Genomic DNA, 14,755 nt, shown 5'->3' with positions numbered 1-14,755 from the left:
AAACGCCTGGAGCGAATGCTCCAGGCGCCTTTGCCTGATCGTCGAAATGTGGGTGTCCGGTGGGGTGATCGTCGTTGAGCACCGGGGACGTGTCTGGGTGGAAGCAGGTTGCGTGCCAGGGTTTGTTGGGTGGGGTGTCAGTTGGGGCCTCTTCGCGGGCAGAGCCCGCTCCCACATTGCTATGCGTTCGCCGGACCATTGTGGGAGCGGGGCGGGCGGCGAGCCCTCTGCCCGCGAAGAGGCCCTCCCTGATAAAAAGCCCCACCCCAGTGCACACCGCACCCTTTCAGTACACATCCCGCACATAACGCTTGTCCCGGCTCAACTGCGCCAGATAGGCCTCGGCCTCCAGCGTGCTCATGGCACCGTGTTCCGCCACCACGTCGCGCAGCACAGCGTCGACATCCTTGGCCATGCGGCTGGCATCGCCGCACACATAGAAGTGCCCCCCTTGCTGCAACCACAACCAGACCTGGGCACCCTGCTGGCGCAGCCTGTCCTGGACGTAGACTTTCTCCGCCTGATCCCGGGAGAACGCCGTGTCCAGCCGATGCAGATGCCCACTGCGCAGCCAGGCGTGCAGCTCGTCGCGGTAGTAGAAGTCGCTGTGTTCGCGCTGCTCGCCGAACAGCAGCCAATTGCGGCCGCCGTGCCCCAGTGCCTGGCGCTCGTGAAGGAAGGCGCGAAACGGCGCGATGCCGGTACCCGGTCCGACCATGATCATCGGTGTATCGGCTTGGCGGGGTACGCGGAACTGGGTGGCCTTGTGCACGAAGATCGGCACCAGCGCCGCCGCCGAGCGGTCGGCAAGAAAGCCTGAGCAGACCCCGCTGCGCAAGCGCTCGTTGCAACGGTAGCGTACCGTCGACAAGGTGATGTGCACCTGCTGCGGATCGGTGCGGGCGCTGGAACTGATGGAATACAACCGCGGCTGCAGCGGCTTGAGCAGGCCGAGCAATTCCTGCGTGGTCAGGGTAATGGGGAACGCCTCGAGCAGATCGATCAGTTGCTTGCCCCACAACCACTGCTGCAGCTGGCTGGCATTGTCCGCTTCGAGCAGCGAGGCCAGCAGCGGATCGGCGCAGCGCTCGGCCAGGAATGCCAGCCACTGCGGGGTGATCCGGGTAATGTCGAGGTACTTGTGCAACGCCACTGCCAGCGGCTGCTCGCCCTGGTCCTTGAGCAGCACCCGCTCGCTGCTGTCCAGACCCAGGCAGGCGAGCAGCTCTTCGACCAGGCTCATGCAGTTGCTTGGCCACACCCCAAGGGCATCGCCGGCTTCATACACCAGGCCGCTGTCCTTGAGGTCGAACACCACGTGGCGTACTTCCTTCTCGGTACCGGCAGCGTTGAGCACCTGATTGTGCAGCACCCGCGCCAGCCACGGTCGTTTGCGCGTATACAGGGGCGGGTCGGGCGTTATCGCCGCTGTCATGGGCGCTGTCATCGGGGCAGTGGATGGGCCGGCGAGCAGCAGGCCCACTGCCTGCATCCAGTGCTCGGCCAACGCTTGATCATCGGGTTCGCACTCGACCCGTTCGAGCAGACGCATCCCGCCCAGCTGGTTCAGGCGTTGGTCCAGCTTGCGGGCAAAGCCGCAGAACTGTCCGTAACTGGAATCGCCCAATGCCAGTACGCCATAGCGCAGGTCCGGGCAAGGCTCGATCCGTTCGGCCTGCAATTGCGCCCACAGACACGCGGCATTGTCCGGTGCGTCGCCATCGCCGAAGGTACTGGTCACCAGCAGCACGCTACGCGCAGCCAATAATTGGGCGGACGTGACCTCGTCCATGCCGCGCAGCTCCACCGACGCACCACGCTCGCGCAAGGTGTGTGCGCAGCGTTCGGCGATGGCTTGCGCGGTGCCGGTCTGCGAAGCCCAGAGCACCTGGATTGCCGTCTGCGGGTCAACCTGTGCAAGCGCATCGGGCACCTCGAGGTCGAGGTTCTGCAGGGCGATTTTCGGCGAGCCGACGCGTTGCAGCGCCACGGCGGCGAACTTGAACGCCGGCTGGTGCGACAGCGGGTCGGTGGCATCGCTGGTCACGGCATTGATGGCCAGGTCGCTGCCGTACACGTCGTTCCAGTGAAACGGCGCGAAGCAATTGCCCGGCCGCACCCGGCTGCTGATGCGTGCTGGCAATACCGCCCGGCCGCGCCGCGAACGGATCTGAACCTGATCGGCCTCGCCGATGCCCAGGCGCTCGGCGTCGTCGGGGTGAAGCTCCACGAAGGGGCCGGGGTCGAGCCGATTCAAGGTGGCGACCTTGCCGGTCTTGGTCAGCGTGTGCCACTGATGCTGCAGGCGACCAGTGTTGAGCACCATGGCGAATTCTGCGTCGGGCAGGTCCGCAGGCGGCAGGTGTGGACGGGCGAAAAACCGTGCGCGGCCGCTGGGCGTGGGAAAGCGCGGCCCGTCGGCGGTCAGGTAGCGAATCGGGCTGCGCGCAGCGTGCTGCCCAGGCGCCGCCGGCCACTGGCGCGGCTGCTCGCGCAATTGCGCGTAGCCAGCGCCGCGGAGGTCGTAGCCACTCTGGGGGTTGTCGAAGCGTTGCAGCTCTTGATAGACCTGCTCGGCGCTGGTGTAGTCGAAGCCCTCGGGAAAGCCCATGGCGCAGGCCACCCGAGCGATGATCTGCCAGTCCGGCAAGGCCTGCCCCGGCGCATTTACGGCCTTGGGCATCAAGGTCATATTGCGCTCGGAGTTGATCATCACGCCTTCGCCCTCGGCCCACAGCGCGGCAGGCAGCAGCACGTCGGCGTAACGGTTGGTTTCGGTATCGAGAAAGGCGTCCTGAGTGATGACCAGTTCGGCCGCATGCAGGCCATCGATCACCTGCTGGCGGTTGGCAACGCTGGCCACGGGGTTGGTGCAGATGATCCAGCAGGCCTTGATCGCGCCCTCGCCCATCTGCCGGAACAGGTCGACGGTGCCGGCGTTGCCGTCTTCACGCAGGCTGCCAGGAGCAATGCCCCACAGGGCTTCGACATGGGCGCGATCGGCCGCCACCAGTAGCGAGCGCTGGCCGGGCAGGCCAGGACCCATGTAGCCCATTTCACGCCCACCCATCGCATTGGGCTGGCCGGTCAGGGAAAACGGCCCGCTGCCTGGACGGCAGATGGCACCGGTGGCCAGGTGCAGGTTGCACAGCGCATTGGTGTTCCAGGTGCCCTGGATGCTCTGGTTGAGCCCCATGGTCCAGCAGCTCATCCAGTTCGCGGCGCCGCCGAGCCACTGCGCGGCCTGGCAAATGGCGTATTCCTCGAGGCCGGTGATTTCTGCCACGCGAGCCGGGGTGTAGTCGGCCAGAAACGCTGGCAGCTCCTCCCAACCCTCGGTGTGCGCGGCGATGAACGCGGCGTCGGTTGCGCCGTTCGCATGCAGCAGGTGCAGCAGGCCGTTGAGCAGCGCCAGGTCGGTGCCGGGTTTGATCTGCAGAAACAGGTCGGCCTTGTCGGCGGTGGCGTTGCGCCGCGGGTCGACCACGATCAACCGAGCACCTGCCTTGAGGCGATCGAGCAGGCGCAGGAACAGGATCGGATGACAGTCGGCCATGTTGGCGCCGATCACCAGAAACACCTCGGCCTGCTCGAAATCATCGTACGAACCGGGTGGGCCGTCGGCGCCCAACGACAGCTTGTAGCCACTGCCGGCGCTGGCCATGCACAGCCGCGAGTTGGACTCGATGTGCCGCGTGCGCACGTAACCCTTGGCGAGCTTGTTGATCAGGTACTGGGCTTCCAGCGACATCTGCCCGGAGACGTAGAAGGCCAGTGCATCCGGGCCATGCTCATCGAGGATCTGCCGCAAGCGGCTGCCGGCGGCGACGATGGCAGCGTCCATGCTCGACTGTACGGGCTCGTGGTTGCGGCCCTCGCGCAGGTAGGCCTGTTGCATACGGCCAGGATCGCTCAGGGGCTGGGCACAGGTACTGCCCTTTGTGCACAGGCGCCCGGCGTTGGCCGGGTGCTGCTTGTCGCCGCTGACCTTGACCACGCGATCGTTCTCGACGGTCATGACGATCCCGCAGCCAACGCCGCAGTAGGGGCACACGCTACGGACTGAAGTGCGGGTCATCGGCCCTCCTCGCTGCTGGCTACAAAACGAAAAACGGCGCCGGCTCCCTTCGCTCATCAGAGCGGGCAGCACGGCACCGTCGTCGTGGGGGGCAATCGGCATCGATTGCGTTATGTAGGCGTGTACTTGCAATACCTGCGCCAACGCCAGGGAGGCGTGGGAGTTGCCGGAACCATGGGAGAGCAGCGTGGGTCGATCAGACAGTTGCCAGCGCCGGTGCACCGTTTGTGCTCGCCACGCACCTTGCGTGCGCAGCGGCCTGGTGGAGTCTGCGATGGATCGAAACGGGTGCATGGCCGTATAGCCGCGCTCCGGCTTATGACCCCTCTATTAATAGTGGGCGATGACTGAGTGAACCAGGCAACTACCATTGGGTTTCAAACGCCCTTTCAGCGACCTAACGCGACGTCACGCCGGTTGATCACCTTTTCATTGACCACTCGTCGTACTACCGGCACGGACGGCTTCTGTGGCGGAACGGGCTTTATATGGCTGGTCGGTTTGGACTGCTCGCTTTCCGGTTTCATTTTTTCTCTCCAGCAGGGGCTTCGTCCAATGTCATTCGGCGAGGAGGCGCCGCAGGTTTGACCGGAGCCGTGGGCTTCGGTGCTTGCTCACTCGCGGTTTTTTTGGATTCGCTCAAGTTTTCCGACCTCTTTGCCAAAAGGACACCCTCCAGAATCATAGTCCTTTTTTCCAAATCTGCCATCTGCGCATTAGCGGAGGTCATCAATAGCTTATCTTTCAAAGACGCGATCTCATTCCCCACATAACTGTCTCTGACTGAGATACTTTTTCTGGGTGAGGATGTATCCATATCAAAAACCACAAACAAGAAGCTCGCCGACATAAGCGGTATGCAGGCAATCAAAAAAGTGGCCACTGCTTTGAAGACCCATCGGGAACGCTGTTCATTGACCAACGCATTATGGGTTGCACACTGCACATAGGTTTCAGATATATACGCCCGCGTTTCATGCACCGGGTCGACCCATTTCAGCTGTTCCGCCGGTTTTACTTGACGATTGTACTCCGTGAGTTCGCCATTATAGCTTAACTGATCGTCATGGTATTTCTTAACTTCCGAGGCATAGGGCATTCTATTGAATTCAGAGCCACTGAAAGCCCGGCAATTGAAATCAACCGAAACCGCAGCGATTGCAATCACTCCAAATACAAGAAAAGCAATAATGCAAGCTATCGTGGGTTTTTCAGTAAAATCCAGAAACCTGGCTAAATAGGCAGCAACGGACAAAAGTGCAAACATCGCGGTGAACATCAACTGAGTCTTGATGGAAATGCTGTTTTTTTATTTCTTCCTCATAGACATACATTTTCTCATAAATTGCCTCTATAGTATTGTCACTCAAGATAATCATCCTTGATCCAAGTATCCTCATGAGGCCTGCTTGATCCTCACGATCAGTCTCGCACTTTCGCGAGGCCATCGGTAATGCTAGCACCGAGGCCATCCGAACCGGAGCTGATGACCAACGTCAATTCAGTTACAAACTGCGTAACACCGCGTCCGAGCCTGGTCGCGTACAAGGATTGCCGCGCGCCAGGCCCTGCTACGACTGCTCACCGTTCGCCGCCCTGCAATGTCGCCAGGCGCGCCTCGATGCCTGCGGCGGTCTGCTCACCCATCAGTTGATCGCGAAGCTTGCCTTGGGCATCGATGATGAAGGTGACCGGCAAGGCCTGGCTGCGGGGCAAGTCGAAGCGGGGGGCCGGGTCTTGGGCGAGTACGGTGAAATCAATCCCCAGGGTGCTGGCGGCCGCCTTCAGTTCATCCCCTTGCAGGTTGTCGAAGTTGACACCGACGACGCTGACGCCCTGCCCTTGCAGGCTCTGCGACAATGCGTTGAGTTCGGGAATCTCGCGACGGCATGGCCCGCACCAGACCGCCCAGTAGTTGACCACCAGCCACTGCTTGTCCAGGGTCTTGGCGGATACCGGGTTGCCATGCTGATCGGGCCCGTAGTCGGCCCCGCAACCGCCCAGCAACGCCGCTGCCAGCAGCAGGCCCGCCAACTGGGCGAGGTTGGCCTTGATACGCCATCTCATGCTTAACCCTTCCTTATTCCTGCGGCCATGCGAAAAAGGCGACCGAATACCGCCACGTGGTTAGAATACCCGCCACTGGATGCCGGAGGCGACTTTTCCCATGACCCAACTGACCCTTTACCATAATCCGCGCTGCTCCAAATCCCGCGCGGCGCTGGAGCTTCTGCAAGCCCGTGGGCTCGAGCCCGTCATCGTGCGCTACCTGGAAACGCCGCCCGATGCGGCCACCCTGCAAGCGCTGCTGGGCAAGCTGGGCATCAGTGCCCGGGCGCTGTTGCGCACCGGTGAAGAGGAATACAAAACCCTGGACCTGGCCGACGCCACCCTGGGCGAAGAAGCCCTGGTGCAAGCCATGGCCCAGCATCCGAAACTGATCGAGCGTCCGATTCTGGTCAATGGCGAACGCGCGGTCATCGGCCGGCCACCGGAAAACGTACTGGAGATTCTTGCGTGAACACAGCCTACATCCTGGTGCTTTATTACAGCCGCCACGGCGCCACCGCCGAGATGGCGCGGCAGATTGCCCGCGGCGTCGAAGCCAGCGGCCTGGAAGCACGTCTGCGCTGCGTGCCGGCGGTCTCGACCGAATGCGAAGCCGTGGCACCCTCGATCCCCGAGCAGGGCGCGGTCTACGCCAGCCTTGATGACCTGAAGAATTGTGCTGGCCTGGCGCTGGGCAGCCCTACGCGCTTCGGCAACATGGCCGCACCGCTCAAGTACTTCCTCGACGGCACCAGCAGCCTGTGGCTCAGCGGCGACCTGGTCGGCAAGCCGGCCGGTGTGTTCACCTCCACCGCCAGCCTGCACGGCGGCCAGGAAACCACCCTGCTGTCGATGCTGCTGCCCCTGCTGCACCACGGCATGCTCATCACCGGGCTGCCCTACAGCGAGTCGGCCCTGGTGGAAACCCAGGGCGGCGGCACCCCCTACGGCGCCAGCCACCACGCCGGCGCCGATGGCAAGCGCGCGCTCGACGAGCACGAAAAGACCCTTTGCCGGGCACTGGGCAAGCGCCTGGGCCAGACCGCACAGCTGTTGAGCACACCGCGTGGCTAAGTCGAATCGCAGGTTGCATCGCACGATGGCGGGCCACGCTTGAGCATCCACGCCTACACCAAGTACCCCGCCATGGCGTTCGGCGACGAGTCGCCGCTGGCCTGGATCAGCGAACACATCCGCGAGCACTATCAAGGCCATCGGCACACCTTCGTGGTGGCCATCGCCGGCAGCGTCGCCGTGGGCAAGAGCACCCTGTCCACGCTGCTCAAGGAACGGTTCGAGGGCTGGCCGGAAGCACCGCGGGTCGAGGTGGTCAGCACCGATGGCTTCCTGTATCCCAACCGGATCCTGGAAGAGCGTCAGCTGATGCCGCGCAAGGGCTTCCCGGAAAGCTACCGCACCGACGACCTGAAGGCGTTCCTGCACGATCTCAGGCAGGGCGTCCGTGATTTGCAGGTGCCGGTCTATTCCCAGGCGATCAAGGACATCGACACGCACTCGCACCTGATCGACCAGCCGGACATCCTCATTCTGGAGGGGCTGAACATCCTCCAGCTGGACCATGCCCACGACTTCTCCATCTACCTGGATGCCCCTACCGCCGACATTCGTCACTGGTACATGGAACGCTTCATGAGCCTGACCACTCTATCGGGCGACGCTGCACAGGCGCGCGCCGACTATTTGTGGGAAGAGGTCAACCTGAAGAACCTCACGGAAAACATCCTGGTGACCCGCGATCGGGCGCAGATGGTTCTGCACAAGGCACCGGACCACCGCATCGACGAGGTCTGGCTGCGCGAAGGCGACCTGCCCGTGCATTCATCCAGCAGTTGAGGACACCGGCTCCATGCAAGACTACAAGTGGCTGAACGAATACTGCCTTAATCGCTTCGGCTCGCAGAAAGCGCTCGAGGCGCGTCTGCCCACGGCCAAGTCCCCGGCGCAGCTGCGCAAGATCAGCGCCGACCGCTACCTGTCGACCATGGCCCTGCGGGTCTTCCGCGCGGGTTTGAAGCACAGCCTGGTTGACTCGAAGTGGCCTGCCTTCGAAGAAGTGTTCTTCGGCTTCGATCCGGAGAAGATCGTGCTCATGGGCGCCGAGCGCCTGGAACGGCTGATGCAGGACACCCGCATCATTCGTCATTTCGGCAAGCTCAAGAGCGTCCCGCGTAATGCCCAGATGATTCTCGACGTGGCCATGGAGCACGGCAGTTTCGGTGACTTCATCGCCGACTGGCCGGTGGAAGACATCACCGGGCTGTGGCAGTACATCGCCAAGCACGGCAACCAGATGGGCGGGCTGTCGGCGCCACGCTTCCTGCGCATGATCGGCAAGGACACCTTCATTCCCAGCTGGGACGTGGTGGCCGCACTGAACGCCCAGGAGATCGTCGACAAGGTGCCCAGTTCCAAGCGCGACCAGGCGGCCGTGCAGGCCGCGTTCAACCAGTGGCACGCCGAAAGCGGCCGGCCGATGTGCCAGCTGTCGGCGATGCTGGCCTTCACCGTGAACCACTGATCCCCCTGCGCCTCGCGGGGCCCGCTTGGCGGCCCTGCCCGGCTATCGCTTTGTACATCCCTGCTTGCAACTATCCTCGCGCCGCACCGATCGAAACGGAAAATCTCGTCTACGCTTGGTTTCCAGGGGCGCGACTGCCCTGAGCATGCCTGTGGCTGCGCGCTCGACGTCAAAATGTCATGCGCGTCCCCTACGTTGGCTCGGGTATTGCTGATCCTGATCAATCCAATCGTCGACAGTCCCCTCGTTTCGATAGGCGCCCATAGGAGCACCGGATGAAAAAGCTTTTCCTGGCCACACTGTTAGGTTCGAGCATCGCGTTGTGCAACCTGGCCTCGGCCGCGGATACCGATCTACCCACCCTGGAAGCCGCGGCCAAGACCGAAGGCATGGTCAACAGCGTCGGCATGCCCGATGCCTGGGCCAACTGGAAAGGCACCTGGGACGACCTGGCCAACAAGTACGGCCTCAAGCACATGGACACCGACATGAGCTCGGCCCAGGAAGTGGCTAAGTTCGCCGCCGAGAAAGACAACGCCAGTGCCGATATCGGCGATGTCGGTGCAGCGTTCGGCCCCATTGCCACCAAACAGGTCGTGACCCAGCCGTACAAGCCTTCCACCTGGGCGCAGATCCCCGACTGGGCCAAGGATGCCGATGGCCACTGGATGCTGGCCTACACCGGCACCATTGCCTTCATCATCAACAAGCAACTGGTCAAGGCCGAAGACGCCCCCAAAAGCTGGGCCGACCTGAAGAACGGCAAGTACAAGGTGGCGATCGGCGACGTCAGCACGGCGGCCCAGGCCGCCAACGGCGTACTTGCGGCGGCCATCGCCTTCAAGGGCGACGAGAGCAACCTGGCCCCTGGCCTGCAACTGTTCACCGAGCTGGCCCAGCAGAAACGCTTGTCGCTGGCCAACCCGACCATTCAGACCCTGGAAAAAGGCGAGATCGAAGTGGGTGTGGTGTGGGACTTCAATGGCCTGAGCTACCGCGACCAGATCGATCCGAAACGCTTCGATGTACTGATCCCCTCGGACGGCTCGGTGATCTCCGGCTACACCACCATCATCAACAAGTACGCCAAGCACCCGAACGCGGCCAAGCTGGCGCGTGAGTACATCCTCAGCGATGCCGGGCAGATTAACCTGGCGCGCGGCTACGCTCGGCCGATCCGTGCCGACCACATCAAGCTGCCGGATGACGTCGCGGCCAAGCTGCTGCCCGCCGAGCAGTACCGCAACGTCACCCCGATCAAGAACCCGGATGTCTGGGAAGCCAGCTCCAAAGCCCTGCCCCAGCAATGGCAGGAGCAGGTGATCTTCGAGATGCAGTGATTGCGGCCAATCACCGCGTCGCTGCTTTCGCGGCCACTGACCGCTCCCACCCTGACCGCTGTAGGAGCGGTCATCGGCCGCGAAGCATTCACCGCAGTAAACCTGATACACCGCAGTGATGTTTCAAGGCAACCCTCCGCTCCCACCCTGACACCGCCTCACCGTGGGAGTGGTCATCGGCCGCGAATGAGTCAACACCCATTTTCCCTGCACCCCGAAATCCCGGAGCCCTCCAGCAGTGATCACCCTCACCCGCGGCAGAACCCTGGCCCTGCTCCTGCTGGCGCCCTTCGCCCTGTTCTTCATCGTCTTCCAGCTCGCCCCCCTCGCCTGGGTGGCCATCCACAGCGTGCAAACCGACGCCGGCTGGAGCCTGGACAACTTCAGCAAGGCTTTCAACTCGCGTTTCTATCGCCAGGCCATCCAGTTCAGCCTGGAAATCAGCTTCTGGTCGAGCCTGTTCGGCATCGTCATCGCCGTCATCGGCGCCTACTCCCTGCGTCGGGTCGACTCCCGGCTGCGGGATTTCGTCAGCGCCTTTGCCAACATGACCAGCAATTTTTCCGGCGTGCCGCTGGCCTTCGCTTTCATCATCCTGCTGGGTTTCAACGGCGCCATCACCCTGGCGCTCAAGCAAAGCGGCCTGATCGACGATTTCAACCTCTACTCCAAGACCGGCCTGATTATCACCTACACCTATTTTCAGATTCCGCTGGGCGTCCTGCTGCTCTACCCCGCCTTCGACGCCCTGCGCGAAGACTGGCGCGAGTCCGCCGCCCTGCTCGGCGCCAACGGCTGGGCCTACTGGCGTTACATCGGCTTGCCGGTGCTGACCCCGGCGCTGCTGGGCACCTTCGTCATCCTGCTGGCCAATGCCTTGGGCGCGTATGCCACGGTGTACGCGCTGACAACGGGCAATTTCAACGTGCTGCCGATCCGCATCGCCGCCATGGTGGCCGGCGACATCAGCCTGGACCCCAACCTGGCCAGTGCCCTGGCGATGATTCTGGTGGGCCTGATGACCCTGGTCACCCTGGCCCATCAATGGCTGTTGCGCAGGAGCTACCATGTCGCGCGCTGAACACAACGTCCCCAGCCTCTACCACAGAGTCGTGGTGTGGCTGCTGTTTCTGATTCTGCTGCTGCCGTTGGCCGGCACCCTGCTGTATTCGTTCGCCACCAGCTGGTCGGCCTCGATCCTGCCCAGCGGTCTGACCTTCAAGTGGTACCTGCAACTGTGGGGCGACCCGCGCTTCCTCCAGGCCTTCGCCCAGTCGCTGGTGGTCTGCGTCGGCGCCCTGGTGCTCTCAGTGCTGCTGATCCTGCCGCTGCTGTTCGTCGTGCACTACCACTTCCCCAGGCTGGACGCGCTGATGAACATCCTCATCCTGCTGCCCTTCGCCGTGCCGCCGGTGGTCTCCTCGGTGGGCCTGTTGAACCTGTACGGCTCCGGCCCGCTGGCCATGGTCGGCACGCCGTGGATCCTGATCGGCTGCTACTTCACCGTGGCCCTGCCCTTCATGTACCGAGCCATTACCAACAACCTGCAGGCGATCAACCTGCGCGATCTGATGGACGCGGCGCAACTGCTGGGCGCCAGCACCTTCCAGGCAGCGTTCCTGGTGGTGCTGCCCAACCTGCGCAAGGGCCTGATGATTGCCCTGCTGCTGTCGTTCTCGTTCCTGTTCGGCGAGTTCGTGTTCGCCAACCTGTTGGTCGGCACTCGCTATGAAACCCTGCAGGTGTACCTGAACAACATGCGCAACAGCAGCGGCCACTTCAACAGCGCCTTGGTGATTTCCTATTTCTTCTTCGTGTTGCTGCTCACCTGGGGTGCGAACCGCTTGAACAAGGACAAAGACTGATATGAGCTTCGTCAGCGTCGAAAGACTGGATAAGCGCTACGGCAACACCGAAGTCTTCAGCGATATCGGTTTCACTATCGAACGGGGCGAATTCATCACCCTGCTCGGGCCGTCCGGTTGCGGCAAGTCGACCCTGCTGCGCGCGATCGCCGGGCTGACCCCGATCAACGCCGGGCGCATCCTGCTCGATGGCCAGGACCTCGCCCCGTTCGGTCCGCAGAAGCGCGACATTGGCATGGTCTTTCAGAGCTACGCCCTGTTTCCCAACATGAACGTGGAGCAGAACGTCGCGTTCGGCTTGCGCATGCAGAAGGTCAAGGGCGCCGAAAGCACCCGGCGCGTGGCCGAGGTGCTGGCGCTGGTGGAACTGGGCGAGTTCGCCAAACGGTATCCGCATCAACTCTCGGGCGGCCAGTGCCAGCGGGTAGCGCTGGCCCGCTCGCTGGTCACCCGCCCGCGCCTGCTGCTGCTCGACGAGCCGCTGTCGGCGCTGGATGCGCGCATTCGCAAGCACTTGCGCGAACAGATCCGGCAGATCCAGCGCGAGCTCGGCCTGACCACGATCTTCGTCACCCACGACCAGGAAGAGGCGCTGACCATGAGCGACCGCATCTTCCTGATGAACAAGGGCCGCATCGTCCAGAGCGGCGACGCGCAAAGCCTGTACACGGCGCCGGCCGACGCCTTCGCCGCCGGTTTCATCGGCAACTACAACCTGCTCGATGCCGCCCAGGCCAGTGCCCTGTTGCAGCGACCGATCCATACCCGCGTGGCGATTCGTCCGGAGGCCATCGAGCTGGGTGCAAGCGGCGCCCTGGACGGCGAGATCCGCAGCCACAGCCTGCTGGGCAACGTGATCCGCTACCGGGTGCAGGCCCATGGCGTACTGCTGGTGGTGGACGTGCTCAACCGCGCTGCCGCCGACCTGCTGCCCGACGGCCAGCGTGTTTCCCTGACGATTGGGCCGGACGCACTTTGTGCGGTAGCCTGATCAGCTTTCCAAGGGAGGTTTCACATGGCTCTAGCGATTTTCGATCTCGACGAAACCCTGATCCACGGCGACTGCTCTTCACTCTGGAGCGAGCAGATGGGCCGTCTGGGCTGGGTCGACCCCGAGTCTTTCATGCAACGCGACCACGAGTTGATGCAGGCCTACAGCGAGGGTCGGCTGGCCATGGAAGACTACATGGCGTTCAGCCTGGAGCCGATGCTCGGGCGCACGCCCGAGGAGGTCGAACACCTGGTCGGGCCGTGGGTCGAGGACTTCATCGAGCCGATCATTTTCAGCGACGCTACCCGCACCATCGCGGCACACCGAGCAGCTGGTGACCGCATCCTGATCATTTCCGCCTCGGGCGTGCATCTGGTCCAGCCCATCGCCGAGCGCCTGGGCGTCGACGATGTACTGGCGATCGAACTGGAACTCAAGCACGGCACGTTCAGCGGCAGCACGGTCGGTGTATTGACCTACCGCGAGGGCAAGATCACGCGCCTGCGCGAATGGATGCACGACGAGGGCGAAACGCTGGAAGGCGCCAGCTTCTATTCGGACTCACGCAACGACCTGCCGCTGTTGTTGGAAGTGGCGTTCCCCCATGTGGTCAATCCCGACCCCGTGCTGCGCGAGCATGCCGAAAAGGCCGGATGGCCGATTCATCACTGGCGCTGATGATCACGGGCGTCGATGGTTGCGCTGGTAAACGTCCTCGCCCATGGCAGCGATCTGCCCGTCAATGAGTGTGTCGAACGGCTTCAGCAGCGCCTGGAACGAGGCCGGTGATTCCAGCACCTCCAGCGCCTGGGTAATGGCCTCAAGGGTCGACAACGCGTCCGGACCGGGGGCCTTGCGCAGACGATAGCGCGACGGCGGGGCATCCGTCAGCTGGACCCTGGGCAAGCGGGCCAGCAACGGGTTCATGTGCAGCAGCTTGCGCGCCTTGCGCCACGTGCCGTCGGGTACCACCAGCAATCTGGGCTGAGCACCTGGCGAATAGGCGCTCAATCCTTCACTGAGCTCGCCGGGAAACAGCAGGCAGGGCCGATATCCCGGCAGCGCCAGCCACTGGGCAAGGTCTGCGAAGACCTCACCGATCCTGATGTCGCAATTCTGCAAGCCCAGCGCGGCCAGGCGCGCCGTATTCAGCGCGTGATTCACCTCGCTGGGGTGCTGCAGGATCAGCACCCGCGTCTGGCTGGGCAGGCTCGGGATCAGGGCGCATAGGCACTGGGCCTGGGGACGTTGGCAACGAGGGCATTGAGGTCTGGACATGCGCAATTGTGCCATGACGCCACGTCGCGCAATACCTGGGTTAGGTCAACGCTATTGAAAAAGTCGCGCACTACCCCGCTAAACCTTTGAACCCACGTGGCCGATCCGCTCTAATGTGAGCCCCACTGTCCCAGGACCCTGCCGCAATGAAATACTGCTGCGCATTACTTCTCAGCTTGCTGTCCCTTACCGCCCAGGCTACGGAAATCGGCGAGCGCCTGGGCCCCTGGACCCTGCTCGACCAGTTCGAACAACCCTACTCGCTCAGCGACGAGACCCAGTTGATCATCGTCGCGCGCAGCATGGACGCCGCCCAGTTGATGGGCACGGCCATGGAGAAGCGGCCCAAGGACTTTCTCGAGTCGCGCCATGCCGCCTACATTGCCGACATCGAGCGCATGCCTTCGGTGGCCAAGTGGATTGCCATCCCCGGCATGAAGAAACTCAACTACCGCATCCTCCTGGACGAGGAAGGCCGCGTGGCGCCGCGTTACAACGGCGACCGCGAAACCGTGCAGTGGCTGGAACTCAAGGATGGCGTGGTGGTGGACATCAAGACCTTCAGTGACCCGCAGCAACTGGCCAGCGCGCTGTCGGCACGCTGAACCGCCGTTA

At 62.9% G+C, this 14,755-nt stretch carries 14 protein-coding genes; 10 read left to right on the top strand and 4 right to left on the bottom strand.

Annotated elements, in window-relative coordinates:
- Nucleotides 1-286: 286 nt before the first annotated feature.
- The 3 genes from LT40_RS05675 to LT40_RS05665 form a co-directional block, all read right to left on the bottom strand.
- Nucleotides 287-4,078: a bifunctional nitrate reductase/sulfite reductase flavoprotein subunit alpha gene (locus LT40_RS05675; protein WP_084139720.1), complete on the bottom strand. Its 3,792-nt coding sequence runs from the start codon at nt 4,076-4,078 to the stop codon at nt 287-289.
- Nucleotides 4,079-4,601: 523 nt separating this feature from the next.
- The gene (locus LT40_RS05670; RefSeq protein WP_052393259.1) at nt 4,602-5,357 is read right to left on the bottom strand and encodes a hypothetical protein; all 756 of its coding nucleotides are present in this window, start codon (nt 5,355-5,357) and stop codon (nt 4,602-4,604) included.
- 302 nt (nt 5,358-5,659) lie between these two features.
- A complete protein-coding gene (locus LT40_RS05665; protein ID WP_043187472.1) occupies nt 5,660-6,145 on the bottom strand; it encodes a TlpA disulfide reductase family protein in 486 nt (161 codons plus the stop codon).
- Nucleotides 6,146-6,245: 100 nt separating this feature from the next.
- Between LT40_RS05665 and arsC the strand changes: the two genes are divergently transcribed.
- The 9 genes from arsC to LT40_RS05620 all read left to right on the top strand — a co-directional run bounded on the left by arsC (nt 6,246) and on the right by LT40_RS05620 (nt 13,540).
- Nucleotides 6,246-6,599 (top strand): arsenate reductase (glutaredoxin), encoded by a 354-nt coding sequence (gene arsC / locus LT40_RS05660; protein WP_043187469.1) that lies wholly within the window; start codon nt 6,246-6,248, stop codon nt 6,597-6,599.
- Nucleotides 6,596-7,201 carry an NAD(P)H:quinone oxidoreductase gene (wrbA, locus tag LT40_RS05655; RefSeq protein ID WP_043187468.1) on the top strand — a complete coding sequence of 202 codons (606 nt, stop codon included), beginning with the start codon at nt 6,596-6,598 and terminating at the stop codon, nt 7,199-7,201. Before arsC ends, wrbA begins: the two co-directional genes overlap by 4 nt.
- 39 nt (nt 7,202-7,240) lie before the next feature.
- On the top strand, nt 7,241-7,981 hold the full coding sequence (locus LT40_RS05650; RefSeq protein ID WP_052393257.1) for a type I pantothenate kinase: 741 nt from the start codon (nt 7,241-7,243) through the stop codon (nt 7,979-7,981).
- 13 nt (nt 7,982-7,994) lie between these two features.
- A complete protein-coding gene (locus tag LT40_RS05645) occupies nt 7,995-8,666 on the top strand; it encodes a DNA-3-methyladenine glycosylase I (protein ID WP_043187466.1) in 672 nt (223 codons plus the stop codon).
- Between the two features lie 275 nt (nt 8,667-8,941).
- Nucleotides 8,942-10,006: an ABC transporter substrate-binding protein gene (locus LT40_RS05640; protein ID WP_043187464.1), complete on the top strand. Its 1,065-nt coding sequence runs from the start codon at nt 8,942-8,944 to the stop codon at nt 10,004-10,006.
- A gap of 238 nt (nt 10,007-10,244) precedes the next feature.
- Nucleotides 10,245-11,087, top strand: coding sequence for an ABC transporter permease (locus tag LT40_RS05635; protein WP_043187461.1), 843 nt, complete (start codon nt 10,245-10,247; stop codon nt 11,085-11,087).
- Nucleotides 11,074-11,871 (top strand): ABC transporter permease, encoded by a 798-nt coding sequence (locus LT40_RS05630; protein WP_043187457.1) that lies wholly within the window; start codon nt 11,074-11,076, stop codon nt 11,869-11,871. The genes LT40_RS05635 and LT40_RS05630 overlap by 14 nt, the downstream gene beginning before the upstream one ends.
- Nucleotide 11,872: 1 nt before the next feature.
- Complete coding sequence (locus LT40_RS05625; protein WP_043187454.1) at nt 11,873-12,862, top strand: ABC transporter ATP-binding protein; 990 nt, start codon at nt 11,873-11,875, stop codon at nt 12,860-12,862.
- A gap of 24 nt (nt 12,863-12,886) precedes the next feature.
- Nucleotides 12,887-13,540 carry an HAD family hydrolase gene (locus tag LT40_RS05620; RefSeq protein WP_043187449.1) on the top strand — a complete coding sequence of 218 codons (654 nt, stop codon included), beginning with the start codon at nt 12,887-12,889 and terminating at the stop codon, nt 13,538-13,540.
- Between the two features lie 3 nt (nt 13,541-13,543).
- Here the strand turns inward: LT40_RS05620 and LT40_RS05615 are convergent, their stop codons facing one another.
- The gene (locus LT40_RS05615; protein WP_043187445.1) at nt 13,544-14,140 is read right to left on the bottom strand and encodes a tRNA-uridine aminocarboxypropyltransferase; all 597 of its coding nucleotides are present in this window, start codon (nt 14,138-14,140) and stop codon (nt 13,544-13,546) included.
- 146 nt (nt 14,141-14,286) lie between these two features.
- Here LT40_RS05615 and LT40_RS05610 point away from each other — a divergent pair, with 146 nt between their 5' ends.
- The gene (locus LT40_RS05610; protein WP_043187442.1) at nt 14,287-14,745 is read left to right on the top strand and encodes a hypothetical protein; all 459 of its coding nucleotides are present in this window, start codon (nt 14,287-14,289) and stop codon (nt 14,743-14,745) included.
- The last annotated feature ends 10 nt before the right edge of the window (nt 14,746-14,755 follow it).

Origin of the sequence: Pseudomonas rhizosphaerae (genome assembly GCF_000761155.1) — a bacterium.
GTDB lineage: Bacteria > Pseudomonadota > Gammaproteobacteria > Pseudomonadales > Pseudomonadaceae > Aquipseudomonas > Aquipseudomonas rhizosphaerae.
This window is presented reverse-complemented; position numbering and strand designations above follow the sequence as displayed.

Bases quoted from the DNA above. Each gene is read 5' to 3' on its own strand.
- LT40_RS05675 (WP_084139720.1), bottom strand. From the start codon at position 4,078: ATGACCCGCACTTCAGTCCGTAGCGTGTGCCCCTACTGCGGCGTTGGC.
- LT40_RS05670 (WP_052393259.1), bottom strand. From the start codon at position 5,357: ATGTTCACCGCGATGTTTGCACTTTTGTCCGTTGCTGCCTATTTAGCC.
- LT40_RS05665 (WP_043187472.1), bottom strand. From the start codon at position 6,145: ATGAGATGGCGTATCAAGGCCAACCTCGCCCAGTTGGCGGGCCTGCTG.
- arsC (WP_043187469.1), top strand. From the start codon at position 6,246: ATGACCCAACTGACCCTTTACCATAATCCGCGCTGCTCCAAATCCCGC.
- LT40_RS05645 (WP_043187466.1), top strand. From the start codon at position 7,995: ATGCAAGACTACAAGTGGCTGAACGAATACTGCCTTAATCGCTTCGGC.
- LT40_RS05640 (WP_043187464.1), top strand. From the start codon at position 8,942: ATGAAAAAGCTTTTCCTGGCCACACTGTTAGGTTCGAGCATCGCGTTG.
- LT40_RS05630 (WP_043187457.1), top strand. From the start codon at position 11,074: ATGTCGCGCGCTGAACACAACGTCCCCAGCCTCTACCACAGAGTCGTG.
- LT40_RS05625 (WP_043187454.1), top strand. From the start codon at position 11,873: ATGAGCTTCGTCAGCGTCGAAAGACTGGATAAGCGCTACGGCAACACC.
- LT40_RS05620 (WP_043187449.1), top strand. From the start codon at position 12,887: ATGGCTCTAGCGATTTTCGATCTCGACGAAACCCTGATCCACGGCGAC.
- LT40_RS05615 (WP_043187445.1), bottom strand. From the start codon at position 14,140: ATGTCCAGACCTCAATGCCCTCGTTGCCAACGTCCCCAGGCCCAGTGC.
- LT40_RS05610 (WP_043187442.1), top strand. From the start codon at position 14,287: ATGAAATACTGCTGCGCATTACTTCTCAGCTTGCTGTCCCTTACCGCC.